This is a genomic window from Pinisolibacter sp. DMC19 (assembly GCF_056313985.1).
This window is the reverse complement of the sequence record NZ_JBQUZF010000004.1, coordinates 362,152-386,004: the sequence shown is the minus strand read 5'-3', so window position 1 is coordinate 386,004 and position 23,853 is coordinate 362,152. Positions and strand designations below refer to the sequence as shown.

30 protein-coding genes are annotated in these 23,853 nt (G+C 69.0%); 19 read left to right on the top strand and 11 right to left on the bottom strand.

What is annotated here, in order from left to right; all coding sequences use genetic code 11:
* Window positions 1–19 precede the first annotated feature (19 nt).
* From ACT53U_RS13020 to ACT53U_RS13010, 3 genes are read left to right on the top strand one after another with little or no spacing between them, the layout of a single operon-like run.
* A complete protein-coding gene (locus tag ACT53U_RS13020) occupies window positions 20–685 on the top strand; it encodes a ribonuclease T2 family protein (RefSeq protein WP_476155691.1) in 666 nt (221 codons plus the stop codon).
* 11 nt (window positions 686–696) lie between these two features.
* On the top strand, window positions 697–1,746 hold the full coding sequence (locus ACT53U_RS13015; protein ID WP_476155689.1) for a DUF1176 domain-containing protein: 1,050 nt from the start codon (window positions 697–699) through the stop codon (window positions 1,744–1,746).
* A 20-nt stretch (window positions 1,747–1,766) separates the two neighbouring features.
* Window positions 1,767–2,375, top strand: coding sequence for a glutathione S-transferase family protein (locus tag ACT53U_RS13010; protein ID WP_476155687.1), 609 nt, complete (start codon window positions 1,767–1,769; stop codon window positions 2,373–2,375).
* A 102-nt stretch (window positions 2,376–2,477) separates the two neighbouring features.
* On the opposite strand, the gene ACT53U_RS13005 is transcribed toward ACT53U_RS13010, so the two are convergent.
* On the bottom strand, window positions 2,478–3,125 hold the full coding sequence (locus ACT53U_RS13005; protein ID WP_476155685.1) for an outer membrane protein: 648 nt from the start codon (window positions 3,123–3,125) through the stop codon (window positions 2,478–2,480).
* Window positions 3,126–3,343: 218 nt separating this feature from the next.
* Window positions 3,344–3,988, bottom strand: coding sequence for an outer membrane protein (locus tag ACT53U_RS13000; protein WP_476155683.1), 645 nt, complete (start codon window positions 3,986–3,988; stop codon window positions 3,344–3,346).
* 346 nt (window positions 3,989–4,334) lie between these two features.
* Between ACT53U_RS13000 and ACT53U_RS12995 the strand changes: the two genes are divergently transcribed.
* From ACT53U_RS12995 to ACT53U_RS12965, 7 genes are all read left to right on the top strand, one after another.
* Window positions 4,335–5,111, top strand: a complete 777-nt coding sequence (locus tag ACT53U_RS12995; protein ID WP_476155681.1) for an SDR family oxidoreductase — start codon at window positions 4,335–4,337, stop codon at window positions 5,109–5,111.
* Window positions 5,112–5,239: 128 nt separating this feature from the next.
* Window positions 5,240–7,216: an excinuclease ABC subunit UvrC gene (gene uvrC / locus ACT53U_RS12990; RefSeq protein WP_476155679.1), complete on the top strand. Its 1,977-nt coding sequence runs from the start codon at window positions 5,240–5,242 to the stop codon at window positions 7,214–7,216.
* A 44-nt stretch (window positions 7,217–7,260) separates the two neighbouring features.
* Window positions 7,261–7,500 carry a hypothetical protein gene (locus tag ACT53U_RS12985; protein ID WP_476155677.1) on the top strand — a complete coding sequence of 80 codons (240 nt, stop codon included), beginning with the start codon at window positions 7,261–7,263 and terminating at the stop codon, window positions 7,498–7,500.
* Between the two features lie 33 nt (window positions 7,501–7,533).
* On the top strand, window positions 7,534–8,139 hold the full coding sequence (locus ACT53U_RS12980; RefSeq protein WP_476155675.1) for an ATPase: 606 nt from the start codon (window positions 7,534–7,536) through the stop codon (window positions 8,137–8,139).
* 68 nt (window positions 8,140–8,207) lie between these two features.
* Window positions 8,208–8,783 carry a CDP-diacylglycerol--glycerol-3-phosphate 3-phosphatidyltransferase gene (gene pgsA / locus ACT53U_RS12975; RefSeq protein ID WP_476137679.1) on the top strand — a complete coding sequence of 192 codons (576 nt, stop codon included), beginning with the start codon at window positions 8,208–8,210 and terminating at the stop codon, window positions 8,781–8,783.
* A 7-nt stretch (window positions 8,784–8,790) separates the two neighbouring features.
* Window positions 8,791–9,042 (top strand): molybdopterin converting factor subunit 1, encoded by a 252-nt coding sequence (gene moaD, locus ACT53U_RS12970; protein ID WP_476155673.1) that lies wholly within the window; start codon window positions 8,791–8,793, stop codon window positions 9,040–9,042.
* A gap of 33 nt (window positions 9,043–9,075) precedes the next feature.
* Window positions 9,076–9,540 (top strand): molybdenum cofactor biosynthesis protein MoaE, encoded by a 465-nt coding sequence (locus ACT53U_RS12965; RefSeq protein ID WP_476155671.1) that lies wholly within the window; start codon window positions 9,076–9,078, stop codon window positions 9,538–9,540.
* Window positions 9,541–9,559: 19 nt separating this feature from the next.
* On the opposite strand, the gene ACT53U_RS12960 is transcribed toward ACT53U_RS12965, so the two are convergent.
* From ACT53U_RS12960 to ACT53U_RS12950, 3 genes are all read right to left on the bottom strand, one after another.
* Window positions 9,560–9,904, bottom strand: coding sequence for a hypothetical protein (locus ACT53U_RS12960; protein WP_476155670.1), 345 nt, complete (start codon window positions 9,902–9,904; stop codon window positions 9,560–9,562).
* Window positions 9,905–10,049: 145 nt separating this feature from the next.
* Window positions 10,050–10,478 (bottom strand): hypothetical protein, encoded by a 429-nt coding sequence (locus ACT53U_RS12955; protein WP_476155668.1) that lies wholly within the window; start codon window positions 10,476–10,478, stop codon window positions 10,050–10,052.
* A gap of 149 nt (window positions 10,479–10,627) precedes the next feature.
* Complete coding sequence (locus ACT53U_RS12950; RefSeq protein WP_476155666.1) at window positions 10,628–11,500, bottom strand: branched-chain amino acid aminotransferase; 873 nt, start codon at window positions 11,498–11,500, stop codon at window positions 10,628–10,630.
* 185 nt (window positions 11,501–11,685) lie between these two features.
* Between ACT53U_RS12950 and ACT53U_RS12945 the strand changes: the two genes are divergently transcribed.
* From ACT53U_RS12945 to ACT53U_RS12935, 3 genes are read left to right on the top strand one after another with little or no spacing between them, the layout of a single operon-like run.
* The gene (locus tag ACT53U_RS12945; RefSeq protein WP_476137673.1) at window positions 11,686–12,279 is read left to right on the top strand and encodes a MarR family winged helix-turn-helix transcriptional regulator; all 594 of its coding nucleotides are present in this window, start codon (window positions 11,686–11,688) and stop codon (window positions 12,277–12,279) included.
* Window positions 12,276–13,004: a response regulator gene (locus ACT53U_RS12940; protein WP_476155664.1), complete on the top strand. Its 729-nt coding sequence runs from the start codon at window positions 12,276–12,278 to the stop codon at window positions 13,002–13,004. Before ACT53U_RS12945 ends, ACT53U_RS12940 begins: the two co-directional genes overlap by 4 nt.
* Before the next feature lie 56 nt (window positions 13,005–13,060).
* Window positions 13,061–14,398 carry an ATP-binding protein gene (locus ACT53U_RS12935; protein ID WP_476155742.1) on the top strand — a complete coding sequence of 446 codons (1,338 nt, stop codon included), beginning with the start codon at window positions 13,061–13,063 and terminating at the stop codon, window positions 14,396–14,398.
* Here ACT53U_RS12935 and ACT53U_RS12930 read toward each other — a convergent pair whose 3' ends face one another.
* The 6 genes from ACT53U_RS12930 to lgt form a co-directional block, all read right to left on the bottom strand.
* A complete protein-coding gene (locus ACT53U_RS12930; RefSeq protein ID WP_476155662.1) occupies window positions 14,399–15,100 on the bottom strand; it encodes a TetR/AcrR family transcriptional regulator in 702 nt (233 codons plus the stop codon). It lies immediately after the preceding gene.
* Window positions 15,101–15,231: 131 nt separating this feature from the next.
* The gene (locus ACT53U_RS12925; RefSeq protein ID WP_476137670.1) at window positions 15,232–16,164 is read right to left on the bottom strand and encodes a ribose-phosphate pyrophosphokinase; all 933 of its coding nucleotides are present in this window, start codon (window positions 16,162–16,164) and stop codon (window positions 15,232–15,234) included.
* 145 nt (window positions 16,165–16,309) lie between these two features.
* Entirely contained in the window at window positions 16,310–16,849 is a 540-nt protein-coding gene (locus ACT53U_RS12920) for a hypothetical protein (protein ID WP_476155660.1), read from the bottom strand.
* Between the two features lie 71 nt (window positions 16,850–16,920).
* Window positions 16,921–17,694 carry a peptidoglycan editing factor PgeF gene (gene pgeF / locus ACT53U_RS12915; protein WP_476155658.1) on the bottom strand — a complete coding sequence of 258 codons (774 nt, stop codon included), beginning with the start codon at window positions 17,692–17,694 and terminating at the stop codon, window positions 16,921–16,923.
* Window positions 17,691–18,809: a class I SAM-dependent methyltransferase gene (locus ACT53U_RS12910; RefSeq protein ID WP_476155656.1), complete on the bottom strand. Its 1,119-nt coding sequence runs from the start codon at window positions 18,807–18,809 to the stop codon at window positions 17,691–17,693. The genes pgeF and ACT53U_RS12910 overlap by 4 nt, the downstream gene beginning before the upstream one ends.
* Window positions 18,806–19,654, bottom strand: a complete 849-nt coding sequence (lgt, locus tag ACT53U_RS12905; protein ID WP_476155654.1) for a prolipoprotein diacylglyceryl transferase — start codon at window positions 19,652–19,654, stop codon at window positions 18,806–18,808. The genes ACT53U_RS12910 and lgt overlap by 4 nt, the downstream gene beginning before the upstream one ends.
* A 226-nt stretch (window positions 19,655–19,880) precedes the next feature.
* Between lgt and ACT53U_RS12900 the strand changes: the two genes are divergently transcribed.
* From ACT53U_RS12900 to pth, 6 genes are all read left to right on the top strand, one after another.
* Entirely contained in the window at window positions 19,881–20,201 is a 321-nt protein-coding gene (locus ACT53U_RS12900; RefSeq protein WP_476155652.1) for an accessory factor UbiK family protein, read from the top strand.
* Between the two features lie 5 nt (window positions 20,202–20,206).
* Entirely contained in the window at window positions 20,207–20,713 is a 507-nt protein-coding gene (locus ACT53U_RS12895; protein ID WP_476155650.1) for a 2-thiouracil desulfurase family protein, read from the top strand.
* Between the two features lie 254 nt (window positions 20,714–20,967).
* Window positions 20,968–21,468, top strand: coding sequence for a type III secretion system chaperone family protein (locus ACT53U_RS12890; RefSeq protein ID WP_476137663.1), 501 nt, complete (start codon window positions 20,968–20,970; stop codon window positions 21,466–21,468).
* A complete protein-coding gene (gene proC, locus ACT53U_RS12885; RefSeq protein WP_476155648.1) occupies window positions 21,465–22,289 on the top strand; it encodes a pyrroline-5-carboxylate reductase in 825 nt (274 codons plus the stop codon). The genes ACT53U_RS12890 and proC overlap by 4 nt, the downstream gene beginning before the upstream one ends.
* A 222-nt stretch (window positions 22,290–22,511) precedes the next feature.
* Entirely contained in the window at window positions 22,512–23,114 is a 603-nt protein-coding gene (locus ACT53U_RS12880) for a 50S ribosomal protein L25/general stress protein Ctc (protein ID WP_476155646.1), read from the top strand.
* Between the two features lie 28 nt (window positions 23,115–23,142).
* Entirely contained in the window at window positions 23,143–23,829 is a 687-nt protein-coding gene (pth, locus tag ACT53U_RS12875; RefSeq protein WP_476155644.1) for an aminoacyl-tRNA hydrolase, read from the top strand.
* Window positions 23,830–23,853 lie beyond the last annotated feature (24 nt).

Genomic DNA, 23,853 nt, shown 5'->3' with positions numbered 1-23,853 from the left:
CCGACGGGAGATCGACCGCATGCCGCATGCCTTCCTCGCGCGCGCCGTCGCCTTCGCCCTCGTCGGCCTCGCTGCGATCTTCGTCGCCCTGCCGGCCTCGGCCGAGGGGCGTGGTCGCGCCGGCGACTTCGACTTCTGGGTCCTGTCGCTGTCATGGTCGCCGAGCTGGTGCGAGACGCAAGGCGCCGGCCGCGGCGGCATCCAGTGTGCGCGACCCTTCGCCTTCGTCGTCCACGGCCTGTGGCCGCAATACGACCGCGGTTTCCCCTCCGACTGCCCGACCCGTGAGCCGGAACCGACCCGCGCCCAGGTCGACGGCGTCCTCGACGTCATGCCGAGCCCCGGCCTCGTCCGCCACGAATGGCGGACGCACGGCACCTGCTCCGGCCTCTCCGCCGAGAGCTATCTCCGCATCATCCGCAAGCTCTTCGAGAAGATCCGGGTGCCGACCGAGTTCCAGGCGCCGCGCGAGGCCCGCATGGTCGACGTCCGCACGGTCGAAAAGGCCTTCATCGACGCCAACAAGGGGCTCGACGCGCCGGAGATCTCGGTGCTCTGCGACCAGCGCCGGCTGCAGGAGGTCCGCATCTGCCTGAAGAAGGATCTCTCCGCCTTCACCGCCTGCCCCGAAGTCGATCGCCGCGCCTGCCGGCTCGACCGGGTCTACATGCCCGCCGTGCGCTGAGGATGCGTTCGATGACCTCTCTTCGCCGCGCCCGCCCGTTCGCCCTCGCGATCTGGGCGGCAGCCTTCGCGTCCCTTCCCGCCACCGCCGAGCCGGTCAAGACCGAGATCAAGGGCTGGCAGGTCGCCTGCGAGGCGCCGGTCTGCCGGGCGAGCCTCGCCTCCGCCTCGGGCGAACAGGCGCTGCTCTTCGGCCGTTTCGAGATCGGCGACGGCGTCGCCCTCGGTCTCGCCACGCCCGGTGCCGGTCAGGCCGACCGCGAACGGCCGATGACGCTGCGCATCGACGGCAAGGCGATCGCCGACATCGAGCCGAAGTCCGGCTATCGCGCCTACGAGAAGGCCGAGACCTTCTGGATCACCGACACGAAGCTCGTCGAGGCGATCGTCGCGGCACGCACCACCGCCAAGACGATTCGCATCGAGTACATCGACGTGATCGGCGCGCCCCACGACGCCGACTTCGACCTGACCGGCCTCGCCCAGGTCGTCGCCTGGACCGGCGAGCGCCTCGGCCGCGCCCCCGACAAGGCGGTCGGCGCCGCGCCCAAGGGGCTGATGATCGCCCCCGAACAGAGCCGGGCCGAACTCGTGTCGAAGCTCGGCATCCCCCCGCGCCTCGCCCAGAAGCACATGGCGGCGTCGGACTGCGAGGCACCGAACTCGCCGCTCTTGCGCGCCTTCAAGCCGGTGATCGGCGTGCTGTCGTCGACCGCGACGGTCTATGCCATCCCCTGCACCGCCTCGACCGGCAACGTCTCGTTCCGCGTCTGGGTGCTGGAGAACGGTGAGATCGGCGGCCTCACGGCGCAGTATTTCGCCACTTTCGACCCGGCGCTCGGCTGGCGCGGCTCCGACCTCCTCTACAACGTCGCCTACGACGACAAGACCCAGCGGCTGACCTCGACCTACCGCGCCGGCGGCGGCTGCGGCGCGCGCGGGGTCTGGCGTTGGAAGAAATGGACCTTCGAGATGCTGGAGACCCGCGTCGCCTCCACCTGCGTCGAAGGCAAGGACCCGGGCGAATGGCCCGTCGTCTGGCAGACCACCGCACAACCCTGATTCGACAGACCGGAGACACGATGCCGATCCTGCGCTCTTCCCCGCCGTCGCCCTTCGGCCGCAAGGTCAAGATCGCCGCCCACGAACTCGGCCTGATGGATCGCCTGACGATCGAAATGGCCGACACCACCGATCCGTCCGACAGCCTCAGGGCCCAGAATCCGCTCGGCAAGATCCCGGCGCTGGTGTTCGAGGACGGCTCGGCGCTGTTCGACAGCCGCGTCATCCTGGAATGGCTCGACGTGGAGACCGGTGGCGGCCGCATCCTGCCGTCCGACGCCCCGACCCGCTTCGCCGCGCTGCGTCTGCAGGCGCTCGCCGACGGCCTCGCCGACGCGGCGCTGCTGATCGTCTACGAGAATCGCTTCCGCAAGGAGAACGAGCGTTCGCCCGCCTGGATCGAATACCAGCAGGGCAAGGTCGACCGCACCCTCGACCATCTCGAGGCCAACGCACCGGCGACCGATGCGGCCCTGACGGTCGGCACCATCGCGCTCGCCTGCGCGCTCGGCTATCTCGACCTGCGCTTCTCGGGCCTCTGGCGCGGCGGCCATCCGAAGCTCGTCGCCTGGCTCGACGCCTTCGCCGCCCGCCATCCCTCCTTCGAGAAGACCCGCTTCGTCCCCTGAGCGGATGCGGGCTGGGCCCGAAAATGCGAAAACCCCGCCCGGCGGTGCCGGGCGGGGCTTCCCCCCACGACGCGCTTCCCGCGGGAAGCGCGAAAGGGTCGATCAGAACTTGTAGGCCGCGCCGGCGCGAAGCGTCGTGGTCGACACGTTGGAGCCGACGGTCGCCCAGTTGGCGACGTGATCGGTCTTGCTGAAGCCGGTGTGGACCAGTTCGCCACGCAGCGAGACGCGATCGGAGATCTTGCCTTCGACACCGGCGCCGAGCTGATAGCCGACCTTGGTCGTGGTGTCGTTGGCGCCGAAGGCCTTCACCGTGTCGTCGGCGATGGCGACGCCGATGCTGGCGTAGGGCATGACCTTGTCGTAGGCGACGCCGGCACGGGCACGCAGCGCGCCGTTCCAGCTCGACGACTGCTTCACCAGACCGCCGGCGATCACCGAGGCCCGCTCCTGGCCGGAGACGTTCACTTCCGCCTCGGCGCCGAGGACGATGTTGGTGCCGACGGCGAAGTTGCCGCCGCCGAAGACGCCGCCCTGGGCGCCGTTGATGCCGTGTTCGCCCCAGCCGTAGCCGACCTGGGCACCGGCGTAGCCGCCGGCCCACTGCTGCGCCGGCGAGGAGCCGCCGTCCGAATAGCCGTAGTTCGACGACGGAGCGCGCGTGTTGCTTCCGTACATGTCGGCGGCGGCCGCGGGAGTGATCGCCGCGACGAAGGCGGCGAACGAGAGTGCGATGGAGACGCGGGACATGATCGAACCTTCGCGTTGTAGATCTCGTCGATTCCTCTGGGATTTCCAAAGGAGATGTTGACCATGTTGCCGCCCCGCGGTTAATGACGCGTAAGTATTCATAGTTTATTTTTTGTAAATCAAAGTCGCCACAGATCAATACATGTGACAAAAAGAAGAAGCCCGGCTCTCCACGAAGGAGAGCCGGGCTCCAAAGGACGTCACTCGAAGATTCGAGATCAGAACTTGTAGTTCACGCCGACGCGGACGATGTGGTCCGAGAGGCTGTGCTCGGTGGCACCGACGTTGGCCTTGCCGTAGTCGGCGTAGAGATACTCGCCCTTGACCGACACGTTGCGGGTGAAGGCGTACTCGGCACCGGCACCCAGCGTCCAGCCGGCGCGGGTCGTGGTGCGCTCGACGACGGTGTCGTTGAGCTTGAAGTTCTTCCAGGCCAGACCGCCGGTGCCGTAGAGCAGCACGTTGTCGATCGCGTAGCCGGCGCGGGCGCGCACGGTGCCCGACCAGGTGCCTTCACCACGGCCGTAGGCCGTGTTGCCGGCCGGACGGCCGTAGCCGACGTCGGCTTCGGCGCCGAAGACGAACTGGTTGATCTGGTAGTTGTAGCCGGCCTGCAGGCCGCCGAACACCGAGCCCGGCGTACGGGTGGCCGAGCCGGCGGCGGACGACATCTTGTCGTTCAGCCACTCGCCGCCGAGGTTCGCACCCGCATAGAAGCCGGTCCAGTTGTAGGCCGACACCGGGGCGGCGATCGGAGCCGCCGGGGGAGCCTTCCGGTACATGTCGGCGGCCGAAGCCGCGCCGGAGGCCGCGATAACCGCAACACCCGCGAGGGCGACGGCACGAAGGAACGAAGTGGTCATTTCTAGTCCTCGTCTGCACACGGTACGTCGACAGGGGTTCCCTGAGGAACCAACTCCGACGGGGCCCGAGGGTTCCCGCCGGCACGTCGATGTCGAAACTCGATCACGAATTCCAATGACCTCCGGGATGGTCCCCGAATGTGGCGAACTCGGAACCGAAATGAGACCGCCATCGCCCCATTCCCGGTTTTCGCCATGCATTTTTGTTCTTGGTAAACAAGTGATGTATGCGCGCAACACCGAGCTCTGCGCCATTTTCCGTCGCTCCGCCGTCTCGGCCGTCGCTTCTCGCCGGAACCGGCGCTAAAATCGCCGGACCGTCCGAGCCCTCCCGATCCGAGTTCAAATGACCGTGACACCCGTCCCCGCATCCCGCACCGCGCTGGTCACCGGCGCTGCGCGCCGCATCGGCGCGGCCATCGCGCGCGATCTGGCGGCCGCCGGCTGGCAGGTCGTGCTGCACGCCAATCTCTCGTTCCCGCAAGGCGAGGCGCTGGCCGCCGAGCTCGTCGCGAGCGGCGCCCGGGCGATCGCGGTGAAGGCGGATCTCTCCGATCTCGCCGCCCTCTCGGGCCTGCTCGACGCGGCCGAGGCGGCCTTCGGGCCGGTCGATCTCCTCGTCAACAACGCCTCGGAATTCGAGCCCGACGAGATGGGCACCCTCGGCGCCGAGCGATTCGAGCGCCATCTCCGGGTCGATCTGGTGTCGCCCTGCCTGCTCGCCGACCTCTGGGCCGAGCGCCTGCCGGAAGGTCGCGAGGGCCACGTCATCAACGTCGTCGATCAGCGTGTTCTGCGGCCGACGCCGAAGTTCTTCTCCTACACGCTGGCGAAGTCGGCGCTGTGGACGGCGACCCAGACCATGGCCCAGGCGCTCGCCCCGCGCATCCGCGTCAACGCCATCGGCCCCGGCCCGTCCTTCGCCAACTCGCGCCAGACGGCCGAGGACTTCGCCCGTCAGGTCGCCGCCGTGCCGCTGAAGCGCGGCCCGGCGCCGGAGGAGTTCGGCCGCACCGTGCGCTTCCTCGTCGAGACGCCGTCGATCACCGGCCAGATGATCTGCCTCGACGGCGGGCAGCACCTCGCCTGGGAGACCCCCGACGTGGTCGGCGTCGGCGAGTGAGCCGTCCCCGCGGTGGAGATCGAGCGGCCCCCCGTTTCGATCCCGCCGCGATCCGCTCCATATAGACGGTGACGAAGGACGGCGACGATTCGCCGGCCGCCCCGCTCGAGCCCCTCGAAACGACCACGATGTCCGACCAAGATCCGCAACCGGCCGCTCCGCCCCCGGAGAATGTGCTGCCGACCGCCGAGACCGCGACCGACGAGAGCCTCCTCGTCGAGGCGACGCGCACGCTCGCGGGCGTCGAGGTCATCGCCGATCAGGTGAAGCGCCTGCCCAGCGCGCCCGGCGTCTACCGCATGATCGACGATGAGGGCACCGTCCTCTACGTCGGCAAGGCGCGGAACCTGAAGAAGCGGGTGGTGAACTACACCCGCGGTCAGGGCCTGACCGCCCGCATCCTCCGCATGGTGCGCGAGACGGCGTCGATGGAGTTCGTCCAGACGCGGACGGAGACCGAGGCGCTGCTGCTCGAGGCCAACCTGATCAAGCGTCTGCGCCCGCGCTACAACGTGCTGCTGCGCGACGACAAGTCGTTCCCCTACATCCTCGTCACCGCCGACCACGACGCCCCGGCGATCGTCAAGCATCGCGGTCCGCGCAAGCGCAAGGGCACCTATTTCGGCCCCTTCGCCTCGGCGGGTGCAGTGGCGCGCACCATCAACGCGCTGCAGAAGGCGTTCCTGATCCGCACCTGCACCGACGCCGCCTACGACGGCCGCACGCGCCCCTGCCTGCTGTTCCAGATCAAGCGCTGCTCTGCGCCCTGCACCGGCGAGGTGTCGCTCTCCGACTACGCCGACCTCGTCGACGAGGCCGGGCGCTTCCTGTCGGGCAAGTCCAAGGCGGTGCAGGCCGAGATGGCGACCGCCATGCACGCCGCCGCCGAGGACCTCGACTTCGAACGCGCTGCCGTCTACCGCGACCGCCTCGCGGCGCTGTCGCATGTCCAGGCGCATCAGGGCATCAACCCGCAGGGCGTCGAGGAGGCCGACGTCTTCGCCCTCCATCAGGAAGGCGGACAGACCTGCATCCAGGTCTTCTTCTTCCGCACCGGTCAGAACTGGGGCAACCACGCCTTCTATCCCAAGGCCGACCGCAGCCTCGAGCCCGAGGAGGTGCTGGAGAGCTTCGTCGCCCAGTTCTACGACGACAAGCCGATCCCGCGCCTGATCCTGCTGTCGCACGACACGCCCGAGCGCGAGCTGCTGGAGGAGGCCTTCTCGGAACGCTCGCAGTATCGCGTCGAGGTCGCCGTGCCCAAACGCGGCGAGAAGAAGGACCTCGTCGACCACGCCGCCCTCAACGCCCGCGAGGCACTGGGCCGCAAGCTCGCCGAGACCTCGTCCCAGGCGAGCCTGCTCGCCGGCGTCGCCCGCGCCTTCTCGCTTCCCGAGACGCCGAAGCGCATCGAGGTCTACGACAACTCCCACGTCCAGGGCACCCACGCGGTCGGCGGCATGATCGTCGCGGGGCCGGAGGGCTTCGTGAAGGGGCAGTATCGCAAGTTCGACATCAAGTCGGAGGAGACGACGCCCGGCGACGACTACGCCATGATGCGCGAGGTGCTGACCCGCCGCCTCACCCGTCTCGTCAAGGAGAACGGCAGCCGCGACACCGCCCCGCGCGACGACCAGGGCTTCGGCCCCTGGCCCGACCTGATCCTGGTCGACGGCGGCAAGGGCCAGCTGGAGATGGCGCGGCAGGTGGCGGAGGAAGTCGGCGTCCTCGATCAGATCGCCTTCGTCGGCATCGCCAAGGGCCCCGACCGCGACGCGGGGCGCGAGAAGTTCTTCTTCTTCGATCGCCCCGACATCATGCTGCCGGAGCGCGACCCGGTCCTCTATTTCGTCCAGCGCCTGCGCGACGAGGCCCACCGCTTCGCCATCGGCACGCACCGGGCGAAACGGTCCAAGGCGATCCGCCAGTCGACGCTCGACGAGATCCCCGGCATCGGCCCGACGCGGAAACGCGCCCTCCTCGACCACTTCGGCACGGTCAAGGCGATCGGCCGCGCCGGGCTCGGCGACCTGATGGAGGTCGACGGCATCTCCGAAGGCATGGCCGAGACCATCCACGGCTGGTTCCATCAGGGCGAGGGGTGAGGCGCTCCTTGCCAATCCGCCGAAGGGTGCTACGTTTCGTAGTCATGAAGACCGTTGCCGACCTGACCTTCGATGATTTCCGAAAGATCGGAAAAGACGCCGCCGAAAAGGCCGTCGCCGATCTGCGGGCGGCCGGGCATCTCGCATCCGAGGCACACGAGACCTCGAAGGTGCCGACCAAGCGGGCAGTCACCAAATTTCTTCGTCGGTCTCGCAGCGACGAGACCACCTCTCATTCCGCTGAAATTCATTCGAGCAAGGCTCTTCGTTACGAGAAGAGCTGACGAACTCCATTGCGTTGACCGAGATCGATACGAATGGCGCCCGTTCTGGCTATTTTTTGTGGGCCGAACGGCTCCGGAAAGAGCACCTTGACGAGAGAGATCCTGCGTCGCGGTATCGATCTCGGAATCTACATCAACCCCGACGACATCGCGGCCGAACTGGTGGGCTCGCTCGAAGAGCGAACGCGTACGGCGCAGGAGCACGCGGACGAACTCCGCGAGCAGTGCCTCGCCGAACGCCGCGACTTCGCCTTCGAGACCGTCTTCTCCCACCGCTCGAAGCTCGGCTTCATGGAGCGGGCCGCGGACGCGGGATACGAGATCCACGTCTTCTTCATCTCCCTACCGACGCCCGAGATGAACGTCGAACGCGTCCGCCTGCGTGTCGCGAGCGGTGGCCACGACGTGCCGAAGGACCGCATCGTCGCGCGATGGGCGCGGGTCATGGCCATGCTCCCGGAGATCGTCCGCCGCGCGCACCGGGTGATGATCTTCGACAACGGCTCCCCTCCGGAGGCGCCCGTCATTCGCCTCGTCGCCTTCGGCGATCGTGACCCCGAAGGTCACCTCGACCTCGAGCGCGAAGCCGATGCGCCGGCATGGGTCGAAACCTGGCTGCCATCCGCCGGACAGTATTGAAGGGCATACCTCCGCCGTTGACGCGCCCTCCCCCCGCATGCTCTGTCTTCGGGCGAGACGAGGAACCCATGTCCGCGCTGAGTCTGCCCAACATCCTCACCTACGGCCGGATCCTGGCGGTGCCCGCGGTCATCGCCTGTTTCGCGCTGCCGGGAACGCCGACGCCGACGTCGCGCTGGGTGGCGCTCGCCATCTTCGCCGCCGCCGCCATCACCGACTTCTTCGACGGTTGGCTCGCCCGCGTCTGGAACCAGCAATCGGCGCTGGGGCGGATGCTCGACCCGATCGCCGACAAGCTGCTCGTCGCCTCCTGCCTGCTGATTCTGGTCGATGCCCGCACCATCTCGGGCTGGTCGCTGATCGCCGCCGCGATCATCCTCTGCCGCGAGATCCTGGTCTCGGGTCTGCGCGAATTCCTCGCCGAGCTGCGCGTCTCCGTGCCCGTCACCTGGCTCGCCAAATGGAAGACCACGGCGCAGCTGGTGGCGCTCGGCTTCCTCATCGTCGGCCCCGCCGGCGAGCCGGTCTATCCCTGGACGCTCGTCACCGGCCATCTGCTGCTGTGGATCTCGGCGCTGCTGACGCTCTATACCGGCTGGGACTATTTCCGTTCCGGCATCGTCCACCTGATGAACGAGCCCTGAGACACCGATGAAGATCCGCTATTTCGCCTGGGTCCGCGAACGCGTCGGCAAGCCCGAGGAAGACCTCGCGCCGCCCGCCACGGTCAAGACCGCCGCCGACCTGCTCGGCTGGCTGAAGACGCTCGGCCCCGAATACGAATGGGCGCTGGAGAAGTCCGAGTTCATCCGCGTCGCCGTCGACAAGGTCCACGTGACGCCGGAGGCCCCGATCACCGGCGCCGCCGAGGTCGCGCTCTTCCCGCCGATGACCGGCGGCTGAGCCCGCGCCGCCCCTTCGCAGACGAGGCCGCTCATGGAACCGATCCTCACCGTCCGCGTCCAGCCCGAGCCCTTCGACGTCGCCGCCGAGACGAAGAAGCTCACCGCCGGCCGCACCGACATCGGCGCCGTCGTCGCCTTCACCGGCCTGTGCCGCGCCGAGGAGGGCCGGCTCTCGGCGCTCGAGCTCGAGCATTATCCCGGCATGGCCGAGGCCGAGATCGAGCGCACCGCCCACGAGGCGATGGCGCGCTGGCCGCTGATGGGGGTGACCGCCATCCATCGCCACGGCGTCATCCACCCCGGCGAGCCGATCGTCGTGGTGATCACGACGTCGTCGCATCGCGTCGCCGCCTTCGAGGCGGCCGAGTTCCTGATGGACTTCCTCAAGACGCGCGCCCCCTTCTGGAAGAAGGAGGTCGGCGTCGACGGCTCGAAGGGCGACTGGGTCGACGCCCGCGAGCACGACGACGTCGCCGCCGCGCGCTGGGCGAAGTGACCGCGCCCCCGACGCCCGCTCACTTCGGCGTCAGCCGCTCGATGCCGACTTCCGTTCCGCCGATCTGGCTCCAGATGCCCTTCCAGTCCTTGCCGTCGCGGGCATAGACGGCGATGCCGCCCTCTGCGCCCTGGCGATAGCCGACCGCGAAGAAGCGGTCGTCGCCGACGGCGGTGCCGACGGTCTTCTCGTTGCCGATCGTCCAAGTGACCTTGTAGGTCTCGCCGGTCTTGGTGATGACGGCGCTGCCACGATAGGCCGCGCCGCCCGGGCTCTTGCCCTCGACCGTGTAGCTGCCGGTCGGATCGGCGAGAGCCGGCCCCGCGATCAGCGCCAACCCCAGAGAAATCGTCGCGAACTTCATGTGATCTCCTCCCACGGCACGAACCACCCGGCCGCTGCACGAACGCCGCTCCGAGTGTTTCTCGTTCTTTCCGGGAAGGAAAGGGCGTTCTGCCCGAAACGGGCAACGGACAGCGAACCCCGTGAGCTCTCGGGCGAACGCGGCCTCACCCCGCCACGGCGCGGATCGCCGCGGCGAGCAGGGTGGCGAGCAGCAGAACCACGACCGCGGTGCCCCATTTGTGCTGTCGGTGATCGACGTCGACCCATGCCGCACCGATCCCCTCGCGCGCGGCGCGCTGCCGCGCCAGCACCAGGTGGAGGCACCAGACGTTCGCGATCACCGCGCCGAGACCGAGGGCCACCTTGATCGCCAGCCCCGGCGTCCAGGGCGTGCGCCCGAGCAGCACCGCCCCGCTGATCGCCACCGCGACGAAGGCCGGTCCCTCGACCCACCGATCGACCTTATCGTGCAGCGCCGAGACCCATTGGCGGATCGCCGCCTCCGTGCCCATCGCCTTCTCGAAGGCGATCTCCGTCGCCAGACAACCGAGCCAGACGCCGACGGCGACGAGATGAAGAGTCGACCAGATCATGATACCTCCAGGCGCGGAGATCTCACGGCGAACGCGGCGCCCCCGCCAGCCGACACGTCGCCGCAGGCGCCGTTCCGGTCGCGAGCCCCGAAAGAAAAGAGGCGCCGTCGCGAGACGGCGCCTCTTTCGTCCCGCCGAGGCGGGCATGATCACTTCGGCTGCACTTCCGCCATGTAGGCCTCGAGCAGGCCGAGTGAGATCGCGCCGGGCGTGAAGCGATGGTGGGCGATCTCGGAGACCGGGGTCACTTCCGCTGCCGTGCCGGTGAGGAAGCACTCGGTGAAGCCTTCCATCTCTTCCGGCAGGATGCGCCGCTCGATCACCTCGATGCCGCGCGCCTTGGCGAGACCGATCACCGTGCGACGGGTGATGCCGTCGAGGAAGCGGTCGGCGAGCGGCGTGTGGATCTTGCCGTCCTTCACGAAGAACACGTTGGCGCCGGTCGCCTCGGCGACGAAGCCTTCCCAGTCGAGCATCAGGGCGTCGGCATAGCCCTTCTTCTCGGCGGCGTGCTTGGAGATGGTGCAGATCATGTAGAGGCCGGCCGCCTTCGACTTCGACGGCGCGGTGCGCGGGTCGGGACGGCGATAGTCGGCGAGATCGATGCGGATGCCCTTCATCCGCTCTTCCGGCTTGAAGTAGCTCGGCCACTCCCAGGCGGCGATGGCGACGTGGATCGTGTTCTGCTGGGCCGAGACGCCCATCATCTCCGAACCGCGCCAGGCGACGGGCCGCACGTAGGCGTCGACGAAATTCATCCGGCGCAGCACTTCTTCGCAGGCGGCGTCGAGCACGTCGACCGAATAGGGAATGTCGAAGCCGAGAATGTTCGCCGAGGCATGCAGGCGCTCGTGGTGTTCGCGCTGTTTGTAGACCACGCCGCCATAGGCGCGCTGTCCCTCGAAGACGCAGGAGCCGTAGTGCAGGCCGTGGGTCAGCACGTGGACCTTGGCATCGCGCCAGTCGACGAATTCGCCGTCGAACCAGATCACACCGTCGCGGTCGTCGAAGGTGAGCGCCATGACTTTCCTCCCTTGGGGCCGTGCATCCGGCCGAATGACGTCGAAGGGGTTTCCCCCGAAACGCGCGCCGATGCAAGGGTGAGGCATCACGAATGCGCGCGCGGCTTTTGCCTTGCCCGCCCTCTTCGCGCTATCGTGGGCACCACGCGCGGCCCCTCCCGCCGCGCCGAACCCGAAGACGCGAGATGGTCGACGATACCCTCGAAGCCGCGACACCCGCCGGGCCCGATGCCGCCCCGCGCCGTCCGGCCGCCCCCCGCGCCGCGCCGCGCGCCGCACCCGCACGCGGCGACACGCCGTCGTCGGCCTTCCTCGAGATGCTCGAGCTGTTCTTCTTCGCCTATCGCGACTTCGTCGCCGACCCGGACGCGATTCTCTCCCGCTACGGCTTCGGCCGGGCGCATCACCGGGTGCTCCACTTCGTCGATCGCAATCCGGGCCTCTCGGTCGCCGAACTGCTCGACATCCTGAAGATCACCAAGCAGTCGCTCGCCCGCGTGCTGAAGGAACTGGTCGAGACCGGCCACATCGAGAGCCGCACCGGCTCGACCGACCGTCGCCAGCGCCTGCTCTACGCCACCGACAAGGGACGCGCCCTCGCCCGGTCGCTGTCGCTGCCGCAGATCGGCCGGATCGCCGCCGCCTTCCAGGCCCTCGGTCCCGACGGCGCGGCGCGTGCCCGCGAGTTCCTGCGCCTGATGATCGACGCCGACGAGCGCCCGCGCGTCAGTCGCTACACCAATCGGCCCGCCCCTCCGCCGCTGGACGAGACGCCATGAACACGATCGACGCGATCGAAGCCCCGATCCCCGCCGACGAGGCGCCCCACCTGCTGGTCGTCGACGACGACAGCCGCATCCGCACCCTGATCTCGCGCTTCCTCGCCGAGAACGGCTTCCGCGTCACCGCCGCCCAGTCGGCCGAGGAGGCCGGCAAGAAGATGGCGATCATGGATTTCGACCTGCTGGTGGTCGACGTCATGATGCCGGGCGAGAACGGCATGGACTTCACCCGCCGAGTACGGTCCGGATCGAGCGTACCGATCCTGATGCTGACCGCGCGTTCGGAGACCGAGAGCCGCATCCGCGGCCTCGAGCTCGGCGCCGACGACTATCTCGCCAAGCCCTTCGACCCGCGCGAACTGCTGCTGCGGCTGAACAACATCCTCAAGCGCGGCGGCCCGGCGCCGAAGGCCCGGGCGCACGAACTGCACTTCGGCCCCTTCGTCTGGGACGGCGACCGCGACGAGTTGCGCCGCGGCGACGAGATCGTCCGCCTGACCGACGGCGAACTCCGGCTGATGCGCATGTTCGCCGACCGCTCCGGCGAGATCATCCCGCGCCACGAGATCGTGCAGGGCGAGAGCGCCCTCGGCGACCGCACCGCCGACGTCCAGATCAATCGCCTGCGCCGCAAGATCGAGACCGATCCGGCCAACCCGATCCATCTCGTCACCGTCCGCGGCCAGGGCTATCGCCTCAAGACAGATCAGGCCGCCCCATGAGCCTCGACGACGACGGTCCGCGCATCGGTCTGCTGCGCGACGCGCCGCTGGTGCGCATCCGCCTCGCCTGGCGCCGCTTCGCCCGTCGCATCGCCGATCACCTGCCCAAGGGCCTCTATGCCCGGTCGCTGCTGATCGTCATCCTGCCGGTGTTGATCCTGCAGTCGGTCGTCGCCTATGTCTTCATGGAGCGTCACTGGCGCCTCGTCACCGGCCGCCTGTCGGAAGCGCTCGCCCGCGACGTCGCCGCCGTCATCGAGGTGATCGACACCTGGCCGCAGGATCCCGACTGGCGCCTGATCGGCGGGATCGCCGAACGCGACCTCGGCTTCCAGGTCTCGGTTCTGCCCGGCTCGACCCTGCCGCCGCCGATGCCGCGACCCTTCTTCTCGCTGCTCGACAACGCACTCTCCGACGAGATCGCCACCCGCGTCGGCCGGCCCTTCTGGATCGACACGGTCGGCAACTCCGACCTCGTCGAGATCCGCATCGTGCTGAAGTCGGGCGTGCTGCGCGTCATCGCCCGCCGGTCGCAGGCCTATGCCTCGAACTCGCACATCTTCCTCGTATGGATGGTGTCGGCGTCGCTGGTGCTGCTCGCCATCGCCATCCTCTTCCTGCGCAACCAGATCCGGCCGATCCAACGCCTCGCCGACGCCGCCGAGAGTTTCGGCAAGGGCCGCGTCGTGGGCGAGTTCAAGCCGAGCGGCGCCCGCGAGGTCCGCCGTGCCGGCGAGGCCTTCGCGCTGATGCGCTCGCGCATCGAGCGCCAGATCGAACAGCGCACCGCCATGCTCGCCGGTGTCAGCCACGACCTGCGAACCGTGCTGACCCGCTTCCGTCTCCAGCTCGCCCTGCTGCCCGACGGCCCCGACCGTGAGGCGCTCGACGTCGACATCGACGAGATGCAGGCCATGCTCGAGGCCTATCTCGCCTTCGCCCGCGGCGAGGGCGAGGAGGAGGCGGCACCGACCGACATGGCGGAGATGATGGCGGCGATCGCCATGGACGCCGAACGCGCCGGCTTCGAGATCGCGATCCTGTTCCGCGGCGATCCCGAGATCGTCCTGCGCCCCAACGCCTTCAAGCGTCTGCTCGGCAACCTCGTCGGCAACGCGCTGCGCCATGCCGATCGCGTCGAAATGACGGGGGCGCACGCCGACGGCTGGCTGACCGTCACCGTCGACGACGACGGCCCCGGCGTGCCGGAGGCGGAGCGCGAGAATGTCTTCCGCCCGTTCTACCGACTCGACGAGGCGCGCAATCAGGACGAGGGCGGCACCGGCCTCGGCCTCGCCATCTCGCGCGACATCGCCCGCAGCCACGGCGGCGACATCACCCTCGACACGAGCCCGCTCGGCGGTCTGCGCGCCGTCGTCCGCATTCCGGGCTGATCAGATCGACGGATCGGCCGCCGCGGTGCTCGGCTCTGCGGTCGCCTTCGCCGCCGCCGGCGCGTCGCAGGACCGACGGCACAGGATGCGTCCGAACCGCGCCTCGAACCTGCGCGCCCGTCGAGCGAGACCGCCCAGCCGATCGAGCGTCGTGTCGAGCGCCGCCATGGTCTTGGGCAGACCCGATTCTTCCTCGGCGAGGAAGACCGGCACCACCCGCGAGAGCCCGGCGGCGAGCCCGAGCGCCCTGAGCGCACCGCGCGGTCCGGCTGCCGACACGCCCGCCGCCTCGAGCATCCAGGCCTGCGAGCCGACCACCAGACGGGTGAGATGCAACGCCAACACCGGATCGCGCCGCGCCGAGCGTTCGAGCCCCTTCAGGCCGGCGCGATGGGGCGCGAGCAGGTCGAAGCGGCGCATCAGCACGTCGAAGAGCCGATCCTTGGTGGGCTCGCCCTTCATGCCCGGATCGTCGCCGGCGAGCACGCCCGTGTCGATCCGCCGGGCGAAGCCGGAGAGACCGTCGAGCGGCCCGTCCCAGGCCCGCCGCAGGTCGGCGAGCGCAACACCCGCCCGTTCGGCGACGGCCGAGAGCCCGATCGTGCGGAACGGTCGTTCCGCCACGAGTTGCAGAAGCGCCGTCTCGGCGCGCGCGGTGACGTCGACGCCCGCTTCGCTCGCCATGCCCGTTTCGCTCGTCATGTCGGTCTCCTTCCGATGACGCCCGATCGTCGCGCGGATTTGCGGCGGCGGAAAGACGCCTCGTGGCCGATGAAAAAACCCGCGACCGTCACCGGCCGCGGGTTCGATACGGTGGACAAAGAACGATCGGATCAGTCGAACAGGCTCGACACCGACTGTTCCTGCGCGGTGCGGGCGATCGCCTCGCCGAGCAGCGGCGCGATCGACAGCAGGCGGATGTTGGAGGCCGCCTTCACCGCGTCGGTCGCCTGGATGGAATCGGTGATCACCAGTTCCTTGAGGCTCGACGAGGTGATGCGGGCCACCGCGCCGCCCGACAGCACGCCGTGGGTGCAGTAGGCCGACACGTCCTTGGCGCCGCGCTTCAAGAGCGCTTCCGCCGCGTTGCACAGCGTGCCGCCCGAATCGATGATGTCGTCGACCAGGATGCAGGAGCGGCCCGAGACGTCGCCGATGACGTTCATCACTTCCGATTCGCCCGGCCGCTCGCGACGCTTGTCGACGATGGCGAGCGAGGCGTCGATGCGCTTGGCGAGCGCACGGGCGCGCACCACGCCGCCGACGTCCGGCGAGACGACCATCACGGTGCCCGGCGCGTAACGCTCCTTGATGTCGCGCATCATCACCGGCGCGGCATAGAGATTGTCGGTCGGGATGTCGAAGAAGCCCTGGATCTGGCCGGCATGCAGGTCGAGCGTGAGAACACGGTCGGCACCGGCATGGGTGATCAGGTTGGCGACGAGCTTCGCCGAGATCGGGGTGCGCGGGCCGGGCTTGCGGTCCTGGCGGGCGTAGCCGAAGTAGGGCAGCACGGCCGTGATGCGGCGCGCCGAGGAACGGCGCAGCGCGTCGATCATGATGAGCAGTTCCATCAAGTGATCGTTGGCCGGGTAGCTCGTCGACTGCACGACGAACGTGTCCTCGCCGCGCACGTTTTCCTGGATCTCGACGAAGATCTCCTGGTCGGCGAAGCGCTTGACCGAGCAGGCCGACAGCGGGATCTCGAGATACTTGGCGATCTCGGCGGCGAGAACGCGGTTGGAATTGCCGCAGACGATCTTCATCCGATGCCTCTCGACGGAGGAGACGGTCGCGACTCGGGTCGCGTGTCTCGTGAAGTCGGCGCGGGCGCGCGCCATGGACGGGAATGGCCGGCCTTTTAACGGCTTTGTCCGCCGTCGTAAACCGCCCGATCGTCGGATCCCGGCATCAGGTGCGGTTGAGCCAGCTCTGCAGTCCGCGCACGGCCCGCGCCGCGAGCCGCTCCTGTACCGCGCCGTCGACCGCGCCCCACGGGTCGCCCTCGACGCCGCGCGACACTTCCTGACCGGTGAGGCGATAGACCGGGTTGCCCTGCGCGTCGTAGACGTCCCAGGTGAAGATGATGGTCGAGGCCGTGGCGTGGCCGAGCGCCACCAGATGGCCCTGCACGCGCCAGGTCGCCGGCTCCTCGAGCCGGTGGACCAGCGTGATGCCGGCCTGCGGCGCCGCGTTGCGGATGCCGCGATAGATGGCGTCGGCGATCGTCACCGGCGTGCCCGAGATCGGCAGGAACTGCACCGTCGGCCGCCCCGCCGGTGGCGCCTCGCGCAGCGGCGCCAGCCGAATGCGACCCGACAGTGTCGCCCCCGCATCCTCGAGCGTCTGCTCGCCCATGCAGCCGGCGAGCGCCGAGACCCCGAGCGCGACGGCCGCGACGCGCGCGAGCGTGCGGCGCTTCGAAGGATCGATGGGACCGTTGGATTGCATCGCGCGCTGCCTCGTCGCCGAGAGTGGACTTGCGGGTCTGTCTAGCCGGAAACCGCCCGGCGGTCCAGAAATCATGGCGCCGCGGAGAGCGCGATCGCCGAGACCAGCCGGCCGTAATCCGGCTCGCGCCGATGGGTGGTGCGACGATAGGAGAAGAACCGCGCCTCGTCGGCATAGGTGCAGGCGCCGAGATCGCCGCGCCGCCCGACGCCGGCCTCCTCCAGACGGAAGGCGACGAAGGCCGGTAGATCGAACATCGCGTGCCCCGCCCGCTCCGACGGCACGAAGAACCGCGCGAAACCCGAATCGGCATCGACGAATCGCGCGACGAATTCCGGCCCGACTTCGTAGGCCGAAGCCGAGATGGTCGGCCCGAGCACCGCGACGATGCGGCCCCGCGCGGCACCCAGCCCCTCCATCGCCGCGACCGTCGCCGCGATCACGCCCTTGAATGCCCCCTGCCAGCCGGCGTGGGCGGCACCCACCACCCGCGCTTGCGGATCGGCGAAGAGGATCGGCCCGCAGTCGGCGGTCGCAACCCCGATCGCCACGCCTTCGCGCGCCGTCACCACCGCGTCGACCTTCGGCCCCTCGCCCGGCCCCCAGACTTCCTCGACCACCGCCACGTCGGGCGAATGGACCTGATAGGGCATGGCGAGCGCATCCCCGGCGACGCCGAGCGCCGCCGCCACCCGGCGGCGGTTCTCGAGCACCCGCGCCCGCTCGTCGCTCGAGCCGAGGCCGACGTTGAGGCTGGCGTAGAGCCCGTCGGAAACGCCGCCCTCGCGGGTGAAGAAGCCGTGGGCGATGCCGGGAAGATCGGAAAGCAGGGGCGAACGGATCACGAGCGCGCGGGCTCCTCGACGGGGGACCAGAGTGAGAGCCCCGGCAGCGTCACGCCGGATCGGCTGACGGCCAAGACCTTGAACAGCGAGCCCATTTCCTGGGCTCCGACGAGGCGTTCGACCTGACCGACGATGTCGGCCCGCGTCGCCTCGTCCTTGTCGGCGCCGAGCCGGCCGGCCCGTTCGGCGAGACCGAGGGCGAGAAGGAAGTCGCCCTGTTCGACGATGCCGTGGATGCTCGCCCCCGCCGCCCGCGCCGCGACCGCCAGCGCGGTGAAGTCGACATGAGCGGTCAGATCCGCCTCGCCCGGCCGATCGAGCACGTCGACGGGGGAATGCGACCGCACCGCCTGGAACGTGTCGCCGAAGGCCGGGCCGGCGAAGCCGTAGTCGATGGCGAGCAACATGCCGCCCGACGCGGCGATCCGCGCCGCCAGCCGCCGCATGATCGAAACGCCGATCGGCGAGACCTCGACGATCGCCCCCTGCGGCGCGACGCCGAGGCGTTCGGGCAGATCGGCCTCGCCGATCGCCGTCGGGCCGAGGCCGAAGACGAGGCTCCCCTCTTCCGAAAGCCCGACCATGCGCTCGCGCCAGAGGGCGCCGTCGCGTTCGAACTGGCGGATCGGCAGGGCGTCGAAGAACTCGTTGGCGACGGCGATCAGCGGCCCCACCGGGATCTCCTCGTCGGAACCGTACCAGACCGGCGCCAGCGGCCCACCGGCGAGCGTCGCCGCCTGCTTGGCCCGGAGCCGCGGGCTGGTCTCGACGAGGCCGAGGCGAGCGGCGGCGACGAAGGCCGGCACGCGCTTCGCGACTCTCAGAAGATCGGCCATCAGCGTGCCGCGGCCGGGGCCGAACTCGACGAGATGGAACGGCGCCGGCCGGCCGAGCCGCTCCCAGGCCTCGACGACGAAGGCGCCGATGACCTCGCCGAACATCTGCGAGACTTCCGGCGCGGTGACGAAGTCGCCCTCCGCCCCGAAGGGCTCGCGCGCCATGTAGTAGCCGTGTTCGGGATCGGAAAGACACGTCCCCATGAAGTCGAACACCGACATCGGACCCTCGAGCCGGATCCGCGCCTTGATGCGGCGTTCGAGGGGCGTGGCGTTCATGCAGTCTCCCCGGCCGTCGCCGTTCTCGCCCGCGCTGCGCGCTTCCATGCCCAGATCGCCAGCGCCGCGCCCGCCGCCACCATCGGCAGCGACAGGATCTGACCCATGGTGATGAAGCCGAAGAGATAGCCGAGTTGGGCGTCGGGCTCGCGGAAATACTCGACGGTGAAGCGCGCGAGCCCGTAGCCCATGGCGAAGATGCCGGCGATCACACCGGGCTTCTCGAGGAGCCTCGTGCGGAACACCAGATGGGCGATCACCGCGAAGAGCACGATGCCCTCCAACGCGGCCTCGTAGAGCTGGCTCGGATGGCGCGCGATCGGCCCGCCGTGCGGGAAGACCATCGCCCACGGCACGTCGGCGGCACGGCCCCACAACTCGCCGTTCACGAAATTGGCGATGCGGCCGAAGAACAGCCCGAACGGCGCCGCCGCTGCCGCGAGATCGAACAGGGTCAGCAGCGGGAAGCCCTTGCCGCGGGTGAACAGCGCCATGGCGACGACGACGCCGAGGAAGCCGCCGTGGAACGACATGCCGCCGCCCCACACCTGCCAGATCTCGCTCGGATGGGCGAGATAATGGGCGGAATTGTAGAAGACGACGTAACCGAGCCGCCCGCCGAGCACGATGCCCAGCGTCGCCCAGAGGATGAAGTCGTCGATGTTCTCGGGCGTCGGCCGCGGCGCGCCGTTCCACAGCGGCACCTTCTCGACCAGACGGCGAACGAACCACCAGGCGAGCAGGATGCCCACCACATAGGCGAGCGCATACCAGCGTATGGCCAACGGGCCGATCTGAACCGCGATCGGATCGATCACCGGAAAGGGCATGACGAAGAGGGGCATTTCGATCTCGCGTTCGCCGGACGCGGCGACAGTGCGGTGCCCGCGTCGCGACGTCAAGGCGAGGGTGACATCCGTACGGTCGCGTCCTCGTGACGGGCGGGCGGGCACTCGGATCGAACGGCAGACGTCGGCCTGACCGCCCCTTGCGATCGCCCCGACGCCACCCCATAACCATCGCAGCTGCCGGGGCCTGCGGGCTCGCGGCCCCGTATCAGGAGCGACGCCCGTGACCCAGACCGGCAACCGTATCTTCGACGACATCGCCAAGCTCGTGACCGATGCCGCCGGCATGGCGCAGGGGCTCGGCAAGGAAGTGGAGGCCGCTGTCAAGGCGCGCGCCGAGGGCTTCGTCGCCGACATGGACCTCGTCAAGCGCGAGGATTTCGAGGCCGTCCGCGACATGGCGATCAAGGCGCGCGAGGAGAACGAGGCGCTCGCCCATCGCCTCGCCGATCTCGAGGCGCGACTGGCGAAGCTCGAAGGCGGCAAGTCGGACCTTTCGCAGACGCTGGTCGCCGGCGATCCCTCCGGCCCCGCCGTCGCCTGACGGCCATGGACCGCATCCTCGTCTCCGCCTGTCTGATCGGCTGGCCGGTGCGCTATGACGGCGGCGCCAAGACCGCTCATCACCCGCTCCTGGCGCAGTGGGCCGAGGAAGGACGCCTCGTGCCGCTCTGCCCGGAGACCATGGCCGGCCTGACGACGCCGCGCCCCGCCGCCGAGATCGTGCCCGAGGCGACCGCGACCGACGTGCTCGAGGGCCGTGCCGCGATCCGCGATGCGACCGGCGGCGATCATACGGAGGCCTTCCGCGAGGGCGCCCGCATCGCGGTGTCGATGGCGCGCGTCCGTGCCGCCCGCTTCGCGCTTCTGACCGACGGCAGCCCCACCTGCGGCTCGCAGTTGATCGCCGACGGCACGTTTTCCGGCAGGAAACGGCTCGGCGAGGGTGTCGCCGCCCGCGCCCTGCGCGACGCGGGAATAGAGGTCTTCGCGCTCGACGAGATCGAGGCGCTCGCCGCCCGGCTCGACGCCGCCCCCGCCCCCGGCGCCGACTGACCATCCACAGGCTGCCGAACCGTCCACATTTTTTCCCCGGCAATCGACGCCGGGGAAGGTCGCCGCCCGCTCGTCTCGGCCTATACTGAAACTCGTACGAGAGATTCGCGCCGCCGGTCGATCTTTCGATCGGTGTTCCGCGCCTCGTCGCTCCTGCGTTCGACGAAGACTAGTCTTCGACGAAGGTTCCAGTGGTGATGCGTCCTGTTGCGTCTCCCCGCGTCCGGCCATTCCACTCTCGCGAGACCTCGCCGATGAGCCTGATCGAATTGGAACTCGAACGGCAAGCCCACCCGGTGGACGTGATCGAACACGTCGCCGCCCTCGAGGACTGGTCCTTCGAGCGGTCCGGCGACGACGAGATCACCGTCTCGATCGCCGGTTCGTGGTGCGACTATCACGTCTCCGTCTCCTGGATGGAGGACGTCGAGGCGCTGCATCTGGCCTGCGCCTTCGACCTCAAGGTCTCCGACCAGCGCCGCGCCGAGGTGATGCGCCTCCTGGCAATCGTCAACGAGCAGATGCTGCTCGGTCACTTCGACCTGTGGTCGGGCGAAGGCGTGGTGATGTATCGCCACGCCCTGCTGCTGACCGGCGGCATCGAGCCCTCGGCACGCCAGATCGGCGCCATGCTGGTCGGCGCGATCGAGAGCTGCGACCGCTACTATCAGGCCTTCCAGTTCGTCGTCTGGGCCGGTCGTTCGGCCCAGGAGGCGCTCGAGGGGGCCCTCTTCGAAACCGTGGGCAACGCATGATCGACACGCTTTCCGCCGCCCGTCCGCTGGTCCTCGTCGGTTGCGGCAAGATGGGCGGCGCCATGCTCGCCGGCTGGCTCGACCGGGGCCTCTCGCCCGCGGCCGTCGTCGTGATCGAGAAGCACGTCTCGCCGGAACTGGCGGCGCTGGCCGCGAAACACGGCTTCCGCCTCGAGACCGCGGCACCGGCGAACGTCACGGCGCGGGTGCTGCTCGTCGCGGTGAAGCCGCAGGTCCTCGACGGCGTCCTGCCGGGGATCAAGGCTCTGGTCGACCCCGGCACGGCGGTGATCTCGGTCGTCGCCGGCAAGACCATCGCGACCTTCGCGAACGGCCTCGGCACCGAGCGAATCGTCCGCACCATCCCCAACACGCCCGCCCAGGTCGGCCGCGGCATCACGGGAGCCGCCTGCGGCCCCGCCGTGACCGCCGAGGACCGTGAGCTGGTCGGCGCGCTGCTCGCCACCATCGGCCGGCTCGAGTGGGTCGAGAAGGAAGAGCACATCGACCTCGTCACCGCGGTCTCGGGCTCGGGTCCGGCCTATGTCTTCCACATGGTGGAGGCGCTCGCCGCCGCCGGTGCCGCCGCCGGTCTGCCCGCCGATCTTTCCGCCCGGCTCGCCCGCGCGACGGTCGAGGGCGCCGGCGAACTGCTGTTCCAGAGCCCCGAGAGCCCGGAGCAGTTGCGCATCAACGTCACCTCGCCGGGCGGCACCACCGCCGCGGCGCTGGCCGTCATGATGGGCGGAGACGCGCTGATGAAGCTGATGACGGAAGCGGTTGCCGCCGCCGCGAAGCGCTCGCGCGAACTGGCGGGCTGAACGACACCGGCAAAGCGCCTTTCGGCGGTGAATTTCCGGCCGAAATCCTTGCGCTTTGCCCCCTTCGGTGCTAGAGACGCGCCCGGTCCCGCGACGCCGACACCCCTGGAGGCAACGTTGGGGACGTCGTCCGTGCGCCCGTGAGGGTCCGCGGACGAGAGCCGAAAGGGCCGGTCGACCGGCCTTTTTCTTTTGAATTCTCTGAATGAAGGAAAGCACCCCATGAGCCGTCAGTCTTACGAGCTCGAGGCCGTGGTGCGCGAACGGGTCGGCAAGGGGGCCGCTCGTGCGCTGCGTCTGGAAGGCCGTGTTCCCGCCGTCATCTACGGTGACAAGAAGCCCCCGCTGGCGATCTCGCTCCCCTACAAGGAAGCGGACAAGCGCCTGCGTGCCGGTGGCTTCCTCACCACCGTCGCCACCATCGTGGTCGGCGGTGAGAAGATCCGCGTGATCCCGAAGGACTTCCACATGCACGTGGTCAAGGACACCCTGACCCACATCGACTTCCTGCGCATCTCCGACGAGACCATCGTCACCGTCTTCGTTCCGGTCCATGCCGTGAACCAGGAGGCCTCGGTCGGTCTGAAGCGCGGCGGTGCCCTCTCGATCGTCCATCACGAGGTCGAGCTGCAGGTCCGCGCCGATTCGATCCCGGAAGCGGTCGAGGTCGACGTGACCGAGCTGAACATCGGCGGCAGCATCCACATCGAGGATGTGAAGTTCGCCGCCGGCATCAAGCCGGTCATCCACGAGAAGAACTACACCGTTCTCTCGATCACCGCGCCGGTCGGCTTCTCGGAAGCCGCCGAGACCCCGGCCGCGTGATTTCGCATTTCCGCGCCGGAGGCGACCCATGCTCCTCTTCGTGGGCCTCGGCAATCCCGGCGCGGAATACGCGAGAAATCGACACAACATCGGATTCATGGCGGTGGACGCGATCGTCCGCCGCCATTCCTTTTCCCCCTGGCGCGCCAAGTTCCAGGGCCAGGTCTGCGAAGGCACCATCGGTGACGAGAAGATCGTCGCCTTGAAGCCCCAGACCTACATGAACGAGAGCGGTCGTTCCGTCGCCGAGGCCGCCCGCTTCTACAAGATCGAGCCGAAGGACGTCGTCGTCTTCCACGACGAGCTCGACCTCGATCCCGCCCGCATCCGCGTCAAGTTCGGTGGCGGCCATGCCGGCCACAACGGCCTGCGCTCGATCGGCGCCCACATCGGCGCCGACTATCGCCGCATCCGCCTCGGCATCGGCCATCCCGGCTCGAAGGAACGCGTCACCGGCTGGGTGCTCGGCGATTTCGCCAAGGTCGACCGCGAATGGCTGGAGCCGCTGCTCGACGACGTCGCCGATGCGGCGACCTTCCTCGTCGCCGGCAACGACACCGGCTTCATGAACCGCATCGCGGCGAAGCCCGCGACCGACAAGGCACCGCCGCCCAAGACCGCCCCCGCCGCGCCGAAACCCGCCGGTCCCGAGCCCGCAGCGAAGAACGCCATGGCCGAGACGCTGCGCCGTCTCCTCGCCGCCAAGAAGCGTTGAACGGGTTTTCCCGCCTTCCTTGTT